Source organism: Streptomyces sp. NPDC088554, from assembly GCF_044752945.1.
Lineage (GTDB): Bacteria > Actinomycetota > Actinomycetes > Streptomycetales > Streptomycetaceae > Streptomyces.
The window spans coordinates 112,206-130,420 of sequence record NZ_JBIVMF010000020.1 but is presented as its reverse complement, the minus strand read 5'-3'; the positions used below and the strand labels follow the sequence as shown (position 1 = coordinate 130,420).

18 protein-coding genes are annotated in these 18,215 nt (G+C 70.4%); 8 read left to right on the top strand and 10 right to left on the bottom strand.

What is annotated here, in order from left to right; genetic code table 11:
- From ACIP8W_RS23360 to ACIP8W_RS23345, 4 genes are all read right to left on the bottom strand, one after another.
- On the bottom strand, positions 1-753 hold a 753-nt coding region (locus tag ACIP8W_RS23360; RefSeq protein WP_402204462.1), incomplete at its 3' end, for a TniQ family protein.
- Between the two features lie 3 nt (positions 754-756).
- Positions 757-1,809 carry an AAA family ATPase gene (locus ACIP8W_RS23355; RefSeq protein WP_402204460.1) on the bottom strand — a complete coding sequence of 351 codons (1,053 nt, stop codon included), beginning with the start codon at positions 1,807-1,809 and terminating at the stop codon, positions 757-759.
- Positions 1,806-3,809: a Mu transposase C-terminal domain-containing protein gene (locus tag ACIP8W_RS23350; protein WP_402204459.1), complete on the bottom strand. Its 2,004-nt coding sequence runs from the start codon at positions 3,807-3,809 to the stop codon at positions 1,806-1,808. Before ACIP8W_RS23350 ends, ACIP8W_RS23355 begins: the two co-directional genes overlap by 4 nt.
- 44 nt (positions 3,810-3,853) lie before the next feature.
- Positions 3,854-4,606, bottom strand: a complete 753-nt coding sequence (locus tag ACIP8W_RS23345) for a TnsA-like heteromeric transposase endonuclease subunit (RefSeq protein ID WP_402150099.1) — start codon at positions 4,604-4,606, stop codon at positions 3,854-3,856.
- 379 nt (positions 4,607-4,985) lie between these two features.
- On the opposite strand from ACIP8W_RS23345, the gene ACIP8W_RS23340 reads away from it, so the two are divergent.
- The 4 genes from ACIP8W_RS23340 to ACIP8W_RS23325 all read left to right on the top strand — a co-directional run bounded on the left by ACIP8W_RS23340 (position 4,986) and on the right by ACIP8W_RS23325 (position 7,684).
- Positions 4,986-5,834: a putative RNA methyltransferase gene (locus tag ACIP8W_RS23340; RefSeq protein WP_402150101.1), complete on the top strand. Its 849-nt coding sequence runs from the start codon at positions 4,986-4,988 to the stop codon at positions 5,832-5,834.
- Positions 5,835-6,190: 356 nt separating this feature from the next.
- Positions 6,191-6,595 (top strand): helix-turn-helix domain-containing protein, encoded by a 405-nt coding sequence (locus tag ACIP8W_RS23335; RefSeq protein ID WP_401955423.1) that lies wholly within the window; start codon positions 6,191-6,193, stop codon positions 6,593-6,595.
- A gap of 84 nt (positions 6,596-6,679) precedes the next feature.
- Positions 6,680-7,243, top strand: coding sequence for a hypothetical protein (locus ACIP8W_RS23330; RefSeq protein WP_402150104.1), 564 nt, complete (start codon positions 6,680-6,682; stop codon positions 7,241-7,243).
- 105 nt (positions 7,244-7,348) lie between these two features.
- Positions 7,349-7,684 carry a DUF2516 family protein gene (locus tag ACIP8W_RS23325; protein WP_402204456.1) on the top strand — a complete coding sequence of 112 codons (336 nt, stop codon included), beginning with the start codon at positions 7,349-7,351 and terminating at the stop codon, positions 7,682-7,684.
- A 3-nt stretch (positions 7,685-7,687) separates the two neighbouring features.
- Here the strand turns inward: ACIP8W_RS23325 and ACIP8W_RS23320 are convergent, their stop codons facing one another.
- The 3 genes from ACIP8W_RS23320 to ACIP8W_RS23310 form a co-directional block, all read right to left on the bottom strand.
- Positions 7,688-9,202, bottom strand: coding sequence for a PP2C family protein-serine/threonine phosphatase (locus tag ACIP8W_RS23320; RefSeq protein ID WP_402204454.1), 1,515 nt, complete (start codon positions 9,200-9,202; stop codon positions 7,688-7,690).
- Between the two features lie 319 nt (positions 9,203-9,521).
- Positions 9,522-10,658: an NlpC/P60 family protein gene (locus ACIP8W_RS23315; protein ID WP_401955427.1), complete on the bottom strand. Its 1,137-nt coding sequence runs from the start codon at positions 10,656-10,658 to the stop codon at positions 9,522-9,524.
- Between the two features lie 202 nt (positions 10,659-10,860).
- Positions 10,861-11,667 (bottom strand): class I SAM-dependent methyltransferase, encoded by an 807-nt coding sequence (locus ACIP8W_RS23310; RefSeq protein ID WP_401955428.1) that lies wholly within the window; start codon positions 11,665-11,667, stop codon positions 10,861-10,863.
- Between the two features lie 260 nt (positions 11,668-11,927).
- Between ACIP8W_RS23310 and mshA the strand changes: the two genes are divergently transcribed.
- The 3 genes from mshA to ACIP8W_RS23295 all read left to right on the top strand — a co-directional run bounded on the left by mshA (position 11,928) and on the right by ACIP8W_RS23295 (position 14,451).
- Entirely contained in the window at positions 11,928-13,271 is a 1,344-nt protein-coding gene (mshA, locus tag ACIP8W_RS23305; RefSeq protein WP_402150108.1) for a D-inositol-3-phosphate glycosyltransferase, read from the top strand.
- Between the two features lie 14 nt (positions 13,272-13,285).
- The gene (locus ACIP8W_RS23300) at positions 13,286-13,825 is read left to right on the top strand and encodes a YbjN domain-containing protein (RefSeq protein ID WP_402204452.1); all 540 of its coding nucleotides are present in this window, start codon (positions 13,286-13,288) and stop codon (positions 13,823-13,825) included.
- Between the two features lie 470 nt (positions 13,826-14,295).
- Positions 14,296-14,451: a hypothetical protein gene (locus ACIP8W_RS23295; RefSeq protein ID WP_402204450.1), complete on the top strand. Its 156-nt coding sequence runs from the start codon at positions 14,296-14,298 to the stop codon at positions 14,449-14,451.
- Between the two features lie 13 nt (positions 14,452-14,464).
- On the opposite strand, the gene ACIP8W_RS23290 is transcribed toward ACIP8W_RS23295, so the two are convergent.
- The 3 genes from ACIP8W_RS23290 to ACIP8W_RS23280 all read right to left on the bottom strand — a co-directional run bounded on the left by ACIP8W_RS23290 (position 14,465) and on the right by ACIP8W_RS23280 (position 17,342).
- Entirely contained in the window at positions 14,465-16,162 is a 1,698-nt protein-coding gene (locus ACIP8W_RS23290; protein ID WP_402204470.1) for a serine/threonine-protein kinase, read from the bottom strand.
- Between the two features lie 89 nt (positions 16,163-16,251).
- Positions 16,252-16,734: a MarR family winged helix-turn-helix transcriptional regulator gene (locus tag ACIP8W_RS23285; protein ID WP_401955432.1), complete on the bottom strand. Its 483-nt coding sequence runs from the start codon at positions 16,732-16,734 to the stop codon at positions 16,252-16,254.
- Positions 16,731-17,342 carry a type 1 glutamine amidotransferase family protein gene (locus ACIP8W_RS23280; protein ID WP_402204448.1) on the bottom strand — a complete coding sequence of 204 codons (612 nt, stop codon included), beginning with the start codon at positions 17,340-17,342 and terminating at the stop codon, positions 16,731-16,733. Before ACIP8W_RS23280 ends, ACIP8W_RS23285 begins: the two co-directional genes overlap by 4 nt.
- 180 nt (positions 17,343-17,522) lie before the next feature.
- On the opposite strand from ACIP8W_RS23280, the gene ACIP8W_RS23275 reads away from it, so the two are divergent.
- On the top strand, positions 17,523-18,206 hold the full coding sequence (locus tag ACIP8W_RS23275; RefSeq protein WP_401955434.1) for a GntR family transcriptional regulator: 684 nt from the start codon (positions 17,523-17,525) through the stop codon (positions 18,204-18,206).
- Positions 18,207-18,215 lie beyond the last annotated feature (9 nt).

The following is an 18,215-nucleotide window of genomic DNA, read 5'->3' as shown; positions in this document are numbered from 1 at the left end:
GGAGATTATCTGGCCGCCACCAGGGACACCCACGAGGCCACCAGCGGGGAAGATCACTGGCCGCCCACGGGGAGCACTACGAGGCCGTTGACACCTGATGATGTTCTCGTAGACGGCCTCCTTGGGAGGGAGCTGAGCGAGACGGTCGTTCCAGCGTGAGAGCAGATGGGGCTGCTTCTTGTTCAGAAGCCAGGACCGGACCATGTGCTGCGCTTCCTTTGTCGCTGCTTCCAGGGTGTCGGGGAAGCGGCGGGCGATTCGCCGGTGCCGGTGTTGAGCGGTGACAAGTTCTGGAAGGTGGCCGACGCGGTATTGGCGGTTGCCGTCGAGCCAGATGCCGTGACGGCGGCAGAGCTGGAGATCGGCGGGGCGATGTGCGAGGACTGGTCCGGTGATTCCACGGCGGTGCATGCAGTGTGAGCACGCGACATAGAGACGCCGACGGTAGCGGATCACCTCGCCTCCGGTACGCGCCTCAATCCGGGAGATCGCTGGCAGCAGCATCCGAAGGGTCTCGTGCGTGAGGCCCGTCAGGAGGGCGAGCCGCGGCAGAACCATCGGAGTCCAGCGCCATAACGTGTCCGTCCTCTTGCCGATCAGCGCGTTCTTGAAAGGCGTCAGGGTTTTCGCGAGTTGGCCCGACGTCACGTTATTGGCGGCGGCAAGGCGGTGCAGATACCAGCCGAAGACCTCCCCGTGGACCGGTGGCAGAGGAAGTGGCAGGAGCCGGACCGGGGCTTCCCAGGGCTCCATTACTCAGGCCGCCTTCGGCCTGCGAGCGTACTTGGCACGGGGGCGATCGGGCCGGGCCTTCTGGACGGCGTGGTCGAGCTCGATCTCGTCGAGCATGCGCTTGGTGATCTTTTCCGTGCCGCTGTCGATGGCGTCGACTGCGGCTTCTCGGATGAGCTGGGAAAGACTGCCGATCAGCCCGCCAGTGCGATCGTGGAGGTAATCGGTCATGGCGACCAAGGTGCCGGGGCGATGGGCGTGTAGTCGCAGGGAGTCCTCCATCGTCACCACCAGGGCCTGCCAGCTCTCCTTGTCCGCGCGGTTCCTGTGGCCGAAGGGCCGGGAGGGGATGACCGTGTAACGGCCGGCGATCTGCTGTCCGCGAGTGCCCTGGAACAGGCTGCTGGTCTCGACGTCGAGACCAGCGAGCACGAAGGTGGCCGCGATCCGTTCCGAGAGGTACTTCAGCTGATCGGATGCCTCGGCTCCGTTGCGGGTGGTCAGGTCGAGGTTGTGGATCTCGTCGACCAGGACGAGCGTGGTGCCGAGCTTGCCGAGCAGGTCACAGACGGCGTTGGTGATCTGGACCTGGCTCATGCGGTGCTCCAGCGGGACGCCAAGGAATCGGGCGAACTCGCCTGCGAGCATCTTCGGGGTGGCCGCAGGCGGAACGGTAACGAAGACGACCGGCAGTCCGCCGACGGCGGTGGGGTTGCGCCGCCGGGTGATCTGTTCGACGTTCTTGCCCAGCTGGGTGATCGCCGTGGTCTTGCCGGTGCCGGCCGAACCGGACACGATCAGGCCGCGACGGGCGGAGACTTGGTGCCGGTTGAGCACGATGCGTTTGCGGCCCGTGGTGACGACGCCACGGATCGTGGGGGTATTCACGATGACGGATCGTGTGTGGTAGTAGATCCGCGCTTCCCTGTAGGACTCCAGCTCGTCCTCGTCCAGGATGGTGCCGGACGGGAGCGACGGCGGGGGATCCGGGTTTTCGTCGACGAACGCTCGCCAGCCTTCCTTCGTGGTCAGTGACATCTGCGGGTTGGCGATGTCCTGTGGCGGAACCTCGCTCACAGGCGGCTCCCGTCGGTGAAGGCGTCGAAGACGCCGAAGGGAATGACGTTCGACGTCTGCTCCGGGACGGTGGCCTCGTCCTCGGCGTCTTCCAAAGCTGGTGCCTGCGGCAGCGCGGGGACGGACCGCGCGGGCTCCAGAGCGGCGCGGGTGCGCGCCGCGATACGGCGGTCCGGCCCGGTTTCCGCCCGCGTCAGCAACTGGTCGACTGCGGCGGCCACGGCGGCTTGGTTGGTGTCGTCCTGGCCCCGCATCGCGAGCAGGTCCCGGGCCCGGCGCCAGGTGAAGTCCGCGAACGGGGCGGAGACCAGGTGCCGGTGTGTCCACGGAACCGTGATCCACTCTCCGGTGCGCGCGTCGCGTACCCAGATCTGGGACAGGTCGTAGGGGTCGTAATGAACCTCCCAGAGCCCGCCCTTGGCGGTCACTCCCGAGGAGCGGCGCCGCAGCGGGTTCAGTCCGGAACAGTTGTAGGTGCGGTGGTCGACGCGGATGCCGTAGTCGTTGACCGAACGCCAGAGTGCCGGCAGCAGTTCCAAGTAGTCGGGGCCGCTCAGTGGCATGGGCAGGTAGCCGGTGCGGGAGACCAGCAGGGCGTATGCGTCATTGGGAGACATCGGCCGACCCGGTAGGAACGGGCTGCGCAGTCCTTCGTGTGGCCGCTGCTGCCAGCAGGCCACGATCCATTCCTGCAACAGGTCGTCCACTTCCGCGAGCGTCCAGACGGCCTCGACCTCGGCCCCCCGGCGGGTCGTGTTCGAACCGGTGTAGCCAGAGGTGTGCTGGCAGAACAGCGTGTTGATCGAGGAAAACGTCCGCTCGACGATTCCCTTGTCAGTCGGGGTCGCCGGGCGGGACGGCTGGACGGAGACGCCCAGCGACCGGCAGGCGGTCAGGAAGGTGTTGGAGACGAACACCTTCCCGTGATCAATGCCGATCGTCTCTGGCACGATCACCGGCTTGGCGGCCGCTTGCTCCAGGCGCGCGTCGATCTCCAACAGTCTCCGGTGGGGGATCAGCGTCATCGACATCGCCAGCGCGTCCGACCAGCCGGGCCGCAGCGGCTCCGGGACCAGCATCTTGGCCAGCAGGAGGGCGGCGTCCACGGCCTTGGTGCCTGCTGGCCGCAGCACAGCAGCGCAGATCGTCCTCGTTGCCACGTCGACGGCGATCGTGAGTTCCGGGCGTCCGCTCACCCCGTCCTCCAGGACCACCAGCACGTCCAGCGGTGTCGTGTCGATCTGCACCATCTCTCCGGGGCGGCAGGCCGAGGAAGGGGTGAACGCTCCTTGCGGGCGGCGAGCCGCCGACCTGCGGGATGTGGCCTCGCCGAAGGCGTGCGTACCCTCGCTCATCGCCTTGACAAGCCGGTAGAACGCCGACTTCGACGGCATCGCCACTGTGCCCGGCCCATGCCGTTCCGCCAGCAGCGCCTCCACCCGCCGACGCAGCCGGCCGCGGGTGCCGGTGGACTCGTTCGTCGTCGTGGCCAGGATTTCCGTGATGGCGGACACCACCCGGTCATCGGCCCTTCCCGTCGGTGAGGACGGACGGGTTGCACGGTGATCGACCAAGCCCCACAGACCCTGCTCGCGGTAGCGCCTGCGCATCCGCTGAACGGTCCCCACACTCGCCTGCCAGCCGATAGCCCGCAGTTCCGCCGCCTTGGCCGCCACCCGCTCCTCAACTGGGTGACGGGCCGGGTCGTATTCCGGACGAGGCAGAGCCGTGGGATCAGCATCCAGCGGCTTGCCGAACTCCACCTCGGTCACATGCCGTTCCCATGCCGCCGCTTTCTCGGCTTCCCGCTCCGGCACGATGTCCAACAGCGCAAACGGCGGCATACGGCCCTGATCGACACCCTGGCCGATGAGCTCAAAGCCTTCCGAGGCCAGTAGATGCGACAACAACACCAGGCTCGCCGACCCGGCTTCGTCGAGGAGCCGCACCGTCGTCCCGGACAGGCCGACGACCGTGTGCAGTCGGTCATCCAGGCGCACCCGATCCCCGACCCGCAACGCCGCCCGTGGTCCTGGGCGCCCGCTCACCGGATCTCCGCCGGCGACACCAGCGTGGCATCCGACAGCGGTCGCGATAGATCCGCTGCCAGCCGCCCCAGCCACAGCAGATGGAACATCGCTGGCAACACCGCGATCGGATCACCCAGCAACGCAGCCTGTGTCACCAGCGGCGAAGGCACCGAGAACAGTGCCAACAACCGGGCCACGAGCCCCTCATCGGCCCCGTACCGAGGATGCCGGTATCCCGCCAGCCAGCGAACGTTCGCCATCCGCACCGGATCCACCTCGCCGACAACCCGGTAACCCCACCCCACCGCCTCACAAGCTGCTTGCGCAGCCGCGAACTTGGCCGCCGACCGTGCGTCGATCCGGTCCAGCGGCCGACAGTCCACCATCAGCCCCCGCCCGTCCTCGAACCGAGCGAAGTAGTCCGGAGCATGCGAGACCCGCTTCCCCCGATCGTCCTCCCAGAACAGCCACAACGGCTGCGACAGCAGCCCCGTCACCTCTGGTGTGAAATCGAGCAGCATCGCGTGGTCTCGCTCCAGCCAGGACTCGAACCCCACATGCCCGCAAGTCGTCGACGACCAATACAACCCAGGGAAATGCCGTTGCCCGCGATACGACGGGAAGCTGCGGACCGGCCGCCCGGCCTCGAACGGCACCGAGACCGCATCTTCCAACGGCAGCCGATGTTCACCCTGGTCGTCCCGCCAGCCGACCTCGAAGCCGTCTACTTGTGACGGCTTCGTCCCCTCCAGCACAGTCAGCCCCATGTATGCCACTTTGCAGACCCGTAGGGACTGGGCAGCTTAAACGGGACCAAACCCCTCGTCCGGGTGATTACGCAGTCCGGCGCGATCCCCCACCGCCGGGCCGCATCTCTTGACTGCTGAAGCGAGGCGACGGGCTTTTGGTAATGCTCGTAAGGTGTAGGCATGTGGACCCAGCACATCCAGGCTCTGTAATCACGAGGCGTTGAGGGCGATGCCGTAGGGCGTCGCCCTCCTTGGCGTGCCTGTTTACGTGATCCATCTCCCTCGTGCCGCCCACACCGAGGCGGCGAGATGCCGGGCCTCGTCTTTCTTGAGACGGCGGCTTTTGAGAGCGCGTGCAGGCACGGTCCCTTCCCTTCACCGTCGCCTGGAGTGCCTAGTGCCTGCGTTGCTTCCCCCTGCCCTCGAACCATTTCTCGACTTGCTGCGCTGCCCGGTGTGCCGCGCCCGTCTCCGACCCGACCGTGTCTCACTGCGCTGCCCGGAGGGCCACACCTTCGACATCGCCCGTCAGGGCTACGTCAGCCTGCTGACGGGCATCCGCGCCACCAGCGGTGACGACGCAGCCATGGTTCAGGCCCGAAACCGGTTCCTGTCCACCGGCAGGTACGCCCCTGTCCACCAGACCCTGACTCGTATGACAGCCGACGCCCTGCCTGGTCAAGGCACGGTCGTAGACATCGGATGCGGCACTGGCTACTACCTGGCCGGCGTACTCGAGCAACTGCCCGGCACCCGCGGCCTGGGGCTGGACACGTCAGCACGCGCCCTGCGCTCAGCAGCCCGAGCCCATCCGCGAGCCGCTGCGGCGAGCTGGGACGTCTTCCGCCCCTTCCCCCTGGTGGACCAGGGGGTCGACGTCGTGCTGGACGTGTTCGCCCCGCGCAACCCGTCCGAGTTCCACCGAGTACTCCGTCCGACCGGCCGGTTGATCGTGGTGCGGCCCATCGAGCGGCACCTGGCCGAGCTACGGGGCCAGATCCCCGCGATGGTCACGATCGACCCGGACAAGGAACAGCGCCTGCAACAGGCGCTGGACCCCTACTTCCAGGCCGCCGGTACCCAGCACGTCGAATACACCACGGCCCTGAGCAGGCAAGAAGCCATCGACCTGGTGGGGATGACACCGAGCGCACGCCACCTGACCCACGCGGACCTGAGCGGCCACGGCTCCCTGCCCTGTCAGGTGACCGTCTCCGTCCTGGCCACCTCCTACCAGCCTCGGTAACCACGTGCGGGCGGATACGCCTGCTGAACCGACAAACCAATGGGCGCACCTGGCGCCCCACCTTCCTGGCAACTCGGGCAAGGTGGGGCGTCCGTCCGCTGGCCGTCGTGATCTCCCAGGCCATCCGACAGCCGGAGCGGTGGGCACTGCCCTCGCGGGCAGGTACCTCTGGTGGGCTGGTTGCTGCGCAGACCAGCCGGGACCCGTTCACTTCACACTGCAGACCCGGTGGGAAATCGCAGATAGACCGGGAACGGACAGTGGGCAAGCCATTAATCCGGCGCGCCCGGTGAGGCGCGGAACACTTTTGCAAGCGTCTGCTTGCAAAAGTTAGCGGCCGGACGCACCATGGCCGTATGGCATCACTCAACGTCGGCAATCTCGGTGAGTACCTGCGCGAGCAGCGGCGTGGGGCGCGGTTGTCGTTGCGGCAGCTGGCCGAGGCGGCGGGGGTGTCGAATCCGTATCTGAGCCAGATCGAGCGCGGGCTGCGGAAGCCGAGCGCGGATATTTTGCAGCAGCTGGCCAAGGCGCTGCGGATCTCGGCCGAGACGCTGTACGTGCAGGCCGGGATGTTGGACGAGCGGGAGAGGGAGGAGCTGGAGACGCGCGCCGTCATCCTGGCGGATCCCTCGATCAACGAGCGGCAGAAACAGGTGCTTCTCCAGATCTACGACTCGTTCCGCAAGGAGAACGTGGCCGACGGCGCGGAGGGCGGTGGTTCCGAGGCTCCGCCCGCACCGCCGCCCGGAAGCGATTGATCGGCTTCACCGCCATCGGCTTCACCGCCATCGGCTTCACACGCATTTGGCTTCACCATCCATTGATCCGGGAGGACCACAGTCATGGCCATCACAGATGACCTCCGCAAGACGTTCACCGACCCGAAGCCCCTCTACTTCGCGGCCGGTACGGCGGAGCTGGCCGTCGAGCAGGCGAAGAAGGTGCCCGGTCTGATCGACCAGCTGCGGGCCGAGGCCCCCGGCCGGTTCGAGGCGGTGCGGAAGTCGGACCCGAAGGCGGTCCAGGAGAAGGTCTCGACACAGGCGAAGGAGGCCCAGGCGACCGTTCAGGCCAAGCTCAGCGAGGTGGTCGGGGTGCTCGACACCGATCTGAAGAAGCTGGGCGAGACCGCTCAGGACCTGGCGCTGCGCGGGGTGGGCGTGGCCGCGGAGTACGCGGTCAGGGCGCGGGAGACGTACGAGAAGGTCGCCGAGCGCGGCGAGCAGACCGTACGGGCGTGGCGTGGTGAGGGCGGTGCGGAGATCACCGAGATCGCCGTCGCCATCGAGCCCGACCCCAAGCCCAAGCAGGAAGTCGAGCAGGACGAGGTTGTGGCCGAGGCCGCTCCGAAGGCCGGCTCGCGCAAGGCCGCCGCCAAGAAGGACGCGCCGGTCGAGGCTGAGTGAACGCTGACGGACGGGCCGGGCACCTCAGGGGTGTCCGGCCCGTTGTACGGGTACCTTGGCGGTTGGACCGCGAGGCGTTCTTCCACTGATTAGGCGGTACTCCCTATGTTGATCTCGGGATTCAGTTCTCTTCTCTCCCTGCTCAGCCTGGCGATGCTCGTCTTCGCCGTCGTCGCGCTGTTCCTCTCCGCGACGGTCCGTGAGGACGCGTACCGGGCCGCGGACAAGCAGACCAAGATGTTCTGGCTGATGATCCTCGGTGTCACGGTCGCCGTGAATCTGCTGGTGCCGATGCTGTTCCTCCAGCTCGCCGGGCTGGTCGCCACGATCGTCTTCATGGTCGACGTGCGCCCCGCGCTCAAGCAGGTCTCCGGTGGCGGACGCAGCAGCGGCGGTTCCAGCAGCGACGGCCCGTACGGCCCGTACAACGGCGGACGCTGAGCGTTACGACTTCCCGCGGCCCAGCAGCAGGACCGCCACGTCGTCGGTCAGCTCCCCGCCGTTCATCTCGCGCGCCCGTGCGACCGCGGCCTCCAGCAGGTCGTCGTCGCGCAGCCCCAGCGCCAGCTGGTCGTTGACCATATCGACCATGCCCTCCTGGCCGAGGCGCTGCTTCGAACCCGGTCCGATCCGCCCCTCCATCAGCCCGTCCGTGTACATCATCAGACTCCACGACCCGCCCAGCTCCACCTGCCGACGCGGCCAGCGGGCCCGCGGCAGCACTCCCAGGGCCGGTCCGCCCTCCTCGTACGGAAGCAGCTCGCCGGCCAGGCCCTTGCGGGTGATCAGCGGTGAGGGGTGGCCCGCCAGGCAGAGTCCGGCGCGCCGGCCGTCGGGGGCGATGTCGACCGTACAGACGGTCGCGAAGATCTCCTCGCTCTCCCGCTCGTACTCCAGCACCTGCTGGAGCGTGGAGAGCAGCCGGTCCCCGCAGAGTCCGGCCAGGGTCAGCGCGCGCCAGGCGATCCGCAGCTCCACCCCGAGCGCGGCCTCGTCGGGACCGTGGCCGCAGACATCGCCGATCATCGCGTGGACGGTGCCGTCCGGTGTACGGACCGTGTCGTAGAAGTCCCCGCCCAGCAGTGCCCGGGAGCGGCCGGGCCGGTAGTGGGCGGCGAAGCGCAGGTCGGAGCCCTGGAGGAGCGGGGTGGGCAGCAGCCCGCGCTCCAGCCGGGCGTTCTCCTGCGCGCGCAGCCGCGACTCGGTGAGCTGGCGCTGGGCGACGTCCGCGCGCTTGCGCTCGACCGCGTACCGGATGGCGCGGCTGAGCAGCCGCCCGTCCAGTTCGTCGCGGAAGAGGTAGTCCTGCGCGCCCTCCCGTACGGCCGCCGCCGCCCGCTCCGCGTCGCCCTCGGCCGCCAGCGCGAGGACGGCGTGGCGTGGTGCCAGCCGCAGTACGTGTTTGAGCGGCGCCAGCCCGTCGCCCTCGTCCATGCCCGGGATGCCGGGCAGCGCGAGGTCCACCAGGATGCAGTGGATGTCGTCGGTGAGCAGCCGCTCGGCCTCGGTGAGGTTGCGCGCGGTACGGACCCGGAGTCGCGTCGCCGCGCCCTCCGGCTGTTCCGGCGCGGTGAAGGTGCCCGTGGGGTCGTCCTCGATCACCAGGAGGGTGAGATCTCCGAGCGTGATGTCGGAGCGGGACCCGGAGTCGAGGCCGAGGTCGGAGTCGAGGTCGGAGTCGAGGTCGGAGTCGAGGTCGGAGTCGGAGTCGGAGTCGGAGTCGATGTTCGCGCCGGAATCGAGGTCGAGGTCGGAGTCGATGTCCGCGCCGGAATCGAGGTCCGCGTCGGAGTCGAGGCCGGGGTCGGTGGTGACCAAGGTGTCCAAGGAGTCCAGATCCACAGCATCGTCGGTGTCGGCGCTGTCCGCCGCGTCGACAGGTTTACCGGCCACGGCGGCGGGCAGCCTCTCGGCCGCCGAACCTGTGCGCTGCCGCGGAACGGGTACGGGTGCTGTCATCGGTCCGGGTTTCCTTCCCTCCCCCCGAGGGCAGAGCGGAGCGACGGTCGACGCTCCACCAGACGGGGACCATAGCGCTAGCCGCGCCTCCAGCGGAATGGCCCGAGGGCCCGGTGCGGGTGTCATATGCCGCTTCCCACAACGCATCCGTCGCGAATCGGGCATCGCTCGCCATGACATACATCACGCGCGGGTCCGGGCGCGTGAGTGATCACCCGGACCGCCGTACGAGCCGTGGCGCCGGGCCGTCACTCCGGTCCGTGTCGCGCGGTCCGGACGTATTACTTGTCCCGGTTGCTTGTCCGGGTTGCTTGTCCGGTTACTTGTCCGGGCGTACGACCCCGAGGATCGCCATCGACCCCGCGCCCGCCACCGTCACATTCCGGCCAGGTCTCGGCGCGTGCACCATCTGTCCGTCGCCGAGGTACATCGCCACATGGCTCGCGTCCTGGAAGTAGATGATCAGATCGCCGGGGCGCATGTCCTTGACCTCCACCCGGGGCAGCAGCCGCCACTGCTCCTGCGAGGTGCGAGGTATCGGCCGCCCGGCCGCCGCCCATGCCTCGGAGGTCAGCCCCGAGCAGTCGTACGCATCCGGCCCCTCCGCGCCCCAGACGTACGGCTTGCCGAGCTGCTCCCGCGCGAACTCGATCGCCGTCCTGCCCCGGGCGCTGCCCGCGCGGCTGATCTCCTGGAGCGCCCCGCTGCCGAGCCACGCGTTCTGCTCCCTGGCCGCCGCCGCGCTGTCCAGCCCCGCGAGCCGCGCGCGGTCCTTCTCGGCCAGGCCCGCTTCGAGCTTCCTGGCCTCGGAGATCCGCCGCGTGATCTCCTTCCGGGCCTTCTCCTTCTTCGCGCGGTTGGCCTTGAGCTGGGCCCAGTGGGTGCCCGAGTCCGCCGCGTACGTCGTCAAGTCCTCCTGTGCCCTGGTCAGTTCGGCTATCAGATCGGCGGTGGCCTGCTGCCCCTGCTTGATCCGGCCCGCGCTGTCCAGGAAGAGCTGCGGATCGCCCGTCAGCATCAGCTCCGCCTCGGGCGGCAGCCCGCCCGCGCGGTACTGGAGCCGGGCGGCGGCTCCCGCGCGGTTCTTGAGGGCGTCGATCCGGCGCCGGCCCTCGACGATGTCCTCGGCCAGCCCGACGACTTCGGCCGTCTGCGTCTTCACCCGCTCGTCGGCGAGGTTGTACGCGTCGGTGGCGGCGGCCGCCTTCCGGTAGAGCGCCTCGATCTCCTCGCGCACCCGCTCCAGGGACTTCTCGCCCGTAGCGGGTGCCGGCGCCGTTACCCCCGGCGGGAGTTCGACCGGCGGCGGGGCGACCGCGGGCGGGGAGGAGGTGGCGCCGGACGGGGTGGGCGGGACGGGGGCGGCGTACGCCCGGTGTGCCGGATCCGGCGCTGACAGTACGGCCAGTGCGCAGACCAGGGTGATCGCGGCAGCGGTACAGCGACGTCGGTTCACAGAACTCCCCCTCCGAGCCGGCGCCGACGCACGATCGGCAACGTGGCTTCCCCGCCGCGATCGTGTCATGCCCGCGCGCAAAGAGACAGAGGCGGCGGGAAGCTCGCAGGTCGCCTCCGAGGTTGTGGTGACGCGGTCAGGAGACGGGTGCCGGTGCCGGTGCCGGTGCCGGTGTCGGTCAGGAGACAGGTGTCGGCGCCGGTCAGGAAACGGGCGCCAGCGCCGCCCACTCCACCGTCACCTCGCCCTGCCGCCGTCGGCGCGGATCGTCCGCCAGCGGCCAGTCGCCCGCCAGCTCCCCCACCGCGCGGATCCACCGCTGCCGCGCCCCCAGCGAGGCGTACGGAGCCGCCGCCGCCCACGCCCGGTCGAAGTCGCGCAGGAACGCGTGGACCGGCTCGCCCGGCACATTGCGGTGGATCAGCGCCTTCGGCAGCCGCTCGGCCAGATCGGAGGGCCGCTCCAGCGAGGCCAGCCGGGCCGCGAAGGTCACCGTACGGGGGCCCTCCGGACCGAGCGCGACCCACACATGGCGTCGCCCGATCTCGTCGCACGTCCCCTCCACCAGCAGTCCGCCCGGCGCCAGCCGCGCGCGGAGCCGCGCCCAGACGGCGGCGACCTCGCCCTCGTCGTACTGCCGCAGCACATTGGCCGCCCGGATGATCAGCGGACGGCGTCCGGCGCCGAGCGCGACCTCGAAGCCGCCGTGCCGGAAGCGCAGCCCGTCCGTCTCGTACGGCCTCGCCGCGGCGACCCTGGCCGGGTCGATCTCGATGCCGACGACCTCGGTACGCGGCTCCGCCGCCCGCAGCCGCCCCAGCAGCTCGACGGCGGTCCAGGGCGCCGCCCCGTACCCGAGGTCGACCACGAGGGGGTCGGCCGAGCGGCGCAGCGCGGGGCCGTGGGTGGCGGCGATCCAGCGGTCCATCCGGCGCAGCCGGTTCTGGTGGGTGGTGCCACGGGTCACCGTGCCCACGGGGCGGGCGGTACGGGAGGAAGGAGACACCATGCAGCGAGCGTAACCACCGGCGGCGACCGGCCGAGCGGCGAGGACTCGACCGGCGGCGACGGTTGAGCCCCGAGAGTGGGTCGAGCCCGGGAGTAACGATTTGGCAAAACGGAAATGCGCGGGCGCGCTTCTCTTGTTCAGCACCTCGGAGGGCGTGGACACCCTTCTCTTCGACCTGCGACAAGACCTGTAACGAGGTGTCCCGCAACAAGGTGTCCCGCAACGAGGTGTCCCGCAACGAGAGCGAGAGGACCGCGGACGTGAGTCAATACGTGTCCCGTATCTCCGGTACGTTCGTCGGACCGTCCCGTCTCCGGATCTCCGGCCAGGCCCGCAAGACGCGCCGGATAGCCATGCTCAGCGTCCACACCTCCCCGCTGCACCAGCCGGGGACGGGCGACGCGGGCGGGATGAACGTCTACATCGTCGAGCTGGCGAAGCGGCTGGCCGCGATCGACATCGAGGTGGAGATCTTCACGCGGGCCACGGCGGGCGGGCTGGCCCCGTCCGTGGAGCTGGCCCCCGGGGTGCTCGTACGGCACATCGACGCCGGTCCGTACGAGGGCCTCGCCAAGGAGGAGCTGCCCGCGCAGCTCTGCGCCTTCACCCATGGGGTGATGCAGGCGTGGGCGGGCCAGCGCCCCGGCTACTACGACCTGGTGCACTCCCACTACTGGCTCTCCGGCCATGTCGGCTGGCTCGCCTCCGAACGCTGGGGCGTCCCGCTCGTCCACGCCATGCACACCATGGCCAAGGTCAAGAACGCGGCGCTCGCCGAGGGCGACCGGCCCGAGCCCGCGGCCCGGGTCATCGGCGAGACGCAGATCGTGCGCGCGGCGGACCGGCTGATCGCCAACACGGCGGAGGAGGCCGACGCGCTCGTCCGCTTCTACGACGCCGAACCCGCGAAGGCCGCCGTCGTCCACCCCGGGGTGAACCTGGAGCGCTTCAGCCCCGCCGACGGCCGCGCCGCCGCGCGCGCCCGGCTGGGGCTGCCCGAGGACGCGTTCATCCCGCTCTTCGCGGGCCGAATACAGCCGCTGAAGGCCCCGGACGTACTGCTGCGCGCCGTGGCCGTCCTCCTCGACCAGGACCCGTCGCTCCGTACGAAGCTGGTCGTGCCGGTCGTCGGCGGGCCCAGCGGCAGCGGTCTCGCCAAGCCCGAGGGGCTCCAGAAGCTGGCCGCGCGGCTGGGGATCGCCGATGTCGTGCAGTTCCGGCCGCCGGTCGGCCAGGTGCAGCTCGCGGACTGGTTCCGGGCGGCGTCCGTGCTGGTCATGCCCTCGTACAGCGAGTCCTTCGGCCTGGTCGCCATCGAGGCCCAGGCGGCGGGCACCCCGGTGGTCGCGGCGGCCGTGGGAGGTCTGCCGGTGGCGGTACGGGACGGGGTGACCGGCGTCCTGGTCCCCGGCCACGAGCCGGAGGCGTACGCGCGCGCCCTGAGGAACTTCCTCGACCACCCCGAGCTGGTCGACCGCATGGGCGCGGCGGCCTCCCGCCACGCCCAGTGCTTCGGCTGGGACACGGCGGCGGCGGCCACGGCGGGCGTCTACGCGGACGCGGTACAGGCACACCGGGGCAAGAGCCCGGCCCACCACGGCTGACGTACGCTCGGAACATGGCTTCCACGGCTTCCACGGCTTCCACCGCTTCCACGGCCGATGTCGCACTCCGGGCCGCGCAGGTCATCGAGGCGGCGCTGAACTCCGCCGAGCTGACGTGGGAGAGCCCCGTGCCCGGTACGTACGTCGTCACCCTCCCCGGCACCCGCAAGCTCTCCACCACCTGCTCCCTGCGTGTGGGCCGGCACGCGCTCTCCCTGAACGCCTTCGTGATCCGCCACCCCGACGAGAACACCGAGGCCGTCCACCGCTGGCTGCTGGAGCGCAACCTCAAGCTGTACGGGGTGGGTTACGCGGTCGACCGCCTCGGCGACATCTACCTCACCGGGAAGCTCCCGCTGGCCGCCGTCGCCGAGGACGAGATCGACCGGCTGCTCGGCTCGGTCCTCGAAGCGGCGGACGGGTCCTTCAACACACTGCTGGAGCTGGGCTTCGCGACCGCCATCCGCAAGGAGTACGCGTGGCGGGTCTCCCGGGGCGAGTCGACCCGCAACCTGGACGCGTTCGCGCATCTGACCCGCCGCGCGGGGGAGTAGGCCGCGCCCCGGCCGCCGGCGGTCAGGCCGCCGACCGGAGCGGAGCCGATGGGCTGGAGGTGAGGTTCTCGGCTCGCGGCCGCACAGGGCGGTGGCCGATGCCGCGACCCCGACGCAGGCCCCACCAGCAGGGCGGTCTCCCTGCCGATCATCCCGGCCACGGGCCCGGCGCGAGAGGCGCTTGCGCAAACCGTCTCGCTGCGCGACAAGGCGGGGGAATTCTTCCGTTCCGCATGGGTTCGGGCGGGGTGGAGGCGCTGGGGAGTGGCTGAAGTTTTCGCTGGCCGCGCGTTCTTCGGAGGCGATGGAGGCGAACTGTAGGCAAACGCCCTTTGTCTTCACCCGGTGTGGCGGGAAGCGGTGGTAGGCGGGGGCTGAAACCAATCTGTTGGGCGTATTCGGCTTCGCTGTGAGGTGGAAGAAGGGCGAGAGGTCGCGTTCCTGCGCGCCCGGAGCAACTCGCGCACACGGTGGAGCAACTCGCGGGTGCGCTGGAGCAACTCGCGTACGTGGTGGAGCAACTCGCGCACGCGGTACAGCAACTCGCGTACACAGTGCAGCAACTCGCGCACGCGGCGCAGCAACTCTCCTGCGGAACAGGCTTGTTGCCGGACCTGCCCGGCTGATCGCCGCGTCGGGTCAGCCGGTTTTCGTGTACGTGAGGGACTCGCCGCCGGACGCCACGCGGCGCAGGGTGCCGTCCGCCTGGAGGGTGAGGGTGGTTTCCGGGCCCGGGGCGCAGGAGGAGAGGGGGTCCCCGGTGACGACGGTGGAGGGGCCGATGCGGAGGGGGGCGCCCGGGGCGGGGGTGGCGGCGAGGGGGGCCTCGAAGACGCAGTGGTAGCTGCCGCTCCCGGCGGGGCCGTCCGCCGTGAGGGTGAGGACGGTGTCGCCCAACGTGCCCTGCCGGATGGTCAGTTCGCGGGTGTTGTGGCCCGACGCGGTATCGATGCCACCGCTCCAGGCGCCCAGGTACGTGGCGGGGATCGCGCCCTCCGAGGCCGTGGGCGCGGCCGACGGGGTCCCGGCGGCCGCGTCGTCGTCCCGGGGGCCCGGACTCCTGGCCTCCGTCGTCGGCGCGGTCCCGCCGTCCTTGCCGCCTTTCGGGCCGCCGCCCATCACCGCGTACACCGAGGCACCCGTGCAGATCGCGACGATGACCGCCACCACGATCAGCGCGGCGGTGCCACGGCCGTCGCGTCGCGCCGGTTCGGGGGGCGGGGGGCCGCCGTGCCGGGCCGGCGGATGGCCGTAGCGGTACGGGAGCGGCGGGGGCGGGGTCCTCGGTGGCGCCGACCGGGGGACCGGCGAGGGCGCGGGCTCCGGTATCGGCGCGGGCTCCGGTGCGGGTCCCGCTACCGGTGCGGGTCCCGCCTCCGGCGCCCGTATCCGGGCCGTCGGCTCCTCGTACTCCAGCAGCTCCACCGCGTGCTTGCCCAGCTGCGCCAGCAGCGCGCCCGGCAGCCACGGTTCGTCGGAGAGGCCCGCACCCGCGCTCGCACCCGTGGATCCGGCGACCTTCAGCAGGATGTCCCGGGTGGTCGGGCGGGCCGCCGGGTCCTTCCGGAGGCAGCCGCTTATGAGCGGGTAGAGGCTCGCCGGCAGGCCGGACAGGTCGGGTTCCTCCTGGGCGATACGGAACATCAGCGCGTGGACGCCCGTGTTCGCGCCGCCGAACGGCAGCTTCCCCGTGGCCGCGTACGCCAGGACCGAGCCCAGGCAGAACACGTCGCACGCGGCCGTCACCCGGTCCCCGCGTACCTGCTCGGGAGCCATGAAGCCGGGTGAGCCGACCAGCGCGCCGGTACGGGTCAGCCCCTCGTCGGCGGCCGTCTCCAGCGCGCGGGCGATGCCGAAGTCGATGACGCGCGGGCCGTCGATCGTCACCAGGACGTTGGAGGGCTTGAGGTCCCGGTGGATGAGGCCCGCCGCGTGGATGTCCTGGAGCGCGTGGGCGAGGCCCGAGGCGAGGAACTGGACGGAACGTTCCGGCAGGGGCCCGTGACCGCGCCCTCCCCGGCCGCCCGACACGACCGTGCGGAGGCTCGGGCCCGCCACGTACCCCGTCGCCAGCCAGGGCACCGGCGCTTCCGTGTCGGCGTCGAGCACGGGCGCCGTCCACGCGCCGCCGACCCGTCGCGCGGCGGCGACCTCCTGCCGGAACCGGCTGCGGAACTGTTCCTCCTCGGCCAGCTCCCGCCGTACGAGCTTGACCGCGACGGTACGGCCACGGTCCGAGCGGGCCAGATAGACCCGGCCCATCCCGCCCGTGCCGAGCCGGGCCAGCAGCCGGTAGGCGCCGATGCGCTGTGGATCGCCCGCTGCCAGTTTCTCCAGGGCCGCGCGGCCCCCTGCCCCGTATGTCACGCCCCGGATCATCTCGTATGAAGGGCGCGTGCCGTCGAGTGTCCCCGACGAAGGGCCGGTCAGCGGGCGGCCTGAGGCGTCCGGTCGGGGTCGGCCACCGTGTCCATGGCCGCCGACAGTCGCTCCAACACCCTTATGGTCTCGGCGAATTGCTCGGGGCCCAGCTCGGCCGTGAGCCGTTCCGCCAGCTCCGTGTATCCGGGGGTGATCCGCCGGACCGCTTCCAGGCCCTCGTCCGTGGGGCGCAGGAGCTTGGCGCGGCGGTGGGCCGGGTTCGGTTCGTACGCCGCGAGTCCGCTCTCCACCAGCAGGTCCGCGATCCGCTGCACGCTCTGCCGGGTGATGCCCATGGTGCGGGCGATGCCCGCGACGGGCAGGGGCCCGTTGAGTACGGCGCCGAGGACCTGCCAGCGGGCGGCGGTGAGCCCGGCGGGCCGGGCCATCTCCTCGAAGACGGCGAGGAACTGGCCGTTGAGGCGGAAGACGCCCAGGGCCGTCCCGCCGAGCAGCTCCTGGGGGCCGGGGGTGGGCGCCGGGCTCATGAGGACCCCTGGAGCACGTCGTACGCGCTCACGTCCGAGCGCTGGTACAGGCGGTACCAGGCGTCCAGCCGCTTGCCCTCGTACACCCCCAGCCGTCCGAACACCTCGCGCGCGAACGCGACGGGCTCGGTCGGGCCGGCCGTGATCAGGTCGCCGTCCGTGACGGCGTCCGCGTCGCGGTAGTGGGCGCTGCCCCGGTAGCCGGTGGCGGCGAGGTAGCGGGGGACGGCGCTCGTGTGCGCGCGCTCGTCCAGCAGCCCCTCGCGGGCCAGCCCGGCGGTCGCCCCGCAGATCGCGGCGACCGGTACGCCGGCGTCGAGGAAGACACGGGCGGTACGGGCGAACGGGGCCAGTTCGTCGCCGCTGTCCCAGAGGTCGGCGCCGGTGAGGATCAGCAGGTCGGCACCTTCCGGGCGGAGATCGGTGAGCGCCAGGTCGGGCTGGATCCGGAGCCCGGCCATGGTGGTGACGGGGTCGGTGGTGGGGCCGACGGTCCGCACGGTGAAGCCGTTGCGGGCGAGATGGGCGGTGGTGTGACCGGTCTCCCAGTCGGCGAAGGTGTCGTATACGGCCAGATAGGCGGTTCTGGTCTCTGTTCCGGCTTCCATGATTCCTCCCACGGCGCACCTGGGGCACGCAGTTATGACAGCAGGCTGTCACTTTGGAAGCATGCTGTCAATGAGCGTCATGCGTGCGCACTCCGTAATTTCCTGGCCAGAGCTATGCATGCCTTCTCCCCATACTGCTCGGTCTAAGGTGTCGGGAGCCGGACGAGGGGACGGAACGCCATGCCCGCCATCGGAGCTGTGACCCGCAGTACTTTGCGGCAGCAGATCGCGGACGCGCTGCGTGACGAAGTGCTCGCAGGGCGTTTACTGCCAGGCCATGAGTTCACCGTCAAGCAGATCGCCGAGCAGTACGGCGTCTCCGCCACCCCTGTCAGGGAAGCCCTGGTCGATCTCTCCGCGCAGGACCTGCTCGACTCCGACCAGCACCGGGGGTTCCGGGTCCACCGGTTCTCGGTCGGCGACTTCCGGTCCATGATCGAGGCCCGCGCGCTGATGGTGGACGCCGTCATCTGCAAGCTGGAGGCCGAGAGCCTGGCCGCCAGTGCGCACGGCGTGCCGCTGGTCTCCGTACGGCGGCGGTCCGAGGAGGCCGCGCGCGCGGCCGGGGCCGGGGATCTGAACGTTCTCATCGGCTACGACCTGCGGTTCTGGCGTGAGCTGGGCTTCCTGGTCGCCAACCGGTACGTATCGGACTTCCTGCACCGGTTGCGGGTGCAGGCGTGGGTGTTCTCCGTGCCGTTCCTGCGGGATGACACCGAGGGCGGGAAATGGCTGTGGAACGGCTACGGACAGCTCGTCGACGCGCTCACCCTCGGCGATGTGGCGGCGGTGCGTGCCGTGCTCGGCGAGTACAACAAGCACGCACTCGCCTGGGCGGACCGGCTGGAGCGTCCCCAGCGGTGACAAGCATCG

Bases quoted from the DNA above. Each gene is read 5' to 3' on its own strand.
- ACIP8W_RS23275 (WP_401955434.1), top strand. From the start codon at position 17,523: ATGCCCGCCATCGGAGCTGTGACCCGCAGTACTTTGCGGCAGCAGATC.
- ACIP8W_RS23285 (WP_401955432.1), bottom strand. From the start codon at position 16,734: ATGAGCCCGGCGCCCACCCCCGGCCCCCAGGAGCTGCTCGGCGGGACG.
- ACIP8W_RS23335 (WP_401955423.1), top strand. From the start codon at position 6,191: ATGGCATCACTCAACGTCGGCAATCTCGGTGAGTACCTGCGCGAGCAG.
- ACIP8W_RS23320 (WP_402204454.1), bottom strand. From the start codon at position 9,202: ATGACAGCACCCGTACCCGTTCCGCGGCAGCGCACAGGTTCGGCGGCC.
- ACIP8W_RS23330 (WP_402150104.1), top strand. From the start codon at position 6,680: ATGGCCATCACAGATGACCTCCGCAAGACGTTCACCGACCCGAAGCCC.
- ACIP8W_RS23300 (WP_402204452.1), top strand. From the start codon at position 13,286: ATGGCTTCCACGGCTTCCACGGCTTCCACCGCTTCCACGGCCGATGTC.
- ACIP8W_RS23280 (WP_402204448.1), bottom strand. From the start codon at position 17,342: ATGGAAGCCGGAACAGAGACCAGAACCGCCTATCTGGCCGTATACGAC.
- ACIP8W_RS23310 (WP_401955428.1), bottom strand. From the start codon at position 11,667: ATGGTGTCTCCTTCCTCCCGTACCGCCCGCCCCGTGGGCACGGTGACC.
- ACIP8W_RS23345 (WP_402150099.1), bottom strand. From the start codon at position 4,606: ATGGGGCTGACTGTGCTGGAGGGGACGAAGCCGTCACAAGTAGACGGC.
- ACIP8W_RS23325 (WP_402204456.1), top strand. From the start codon at position 7,349: ATGTTGATCTCGGGATTCAGTTCTCTTCTCTCCCTGCTCAGCCTGGCG.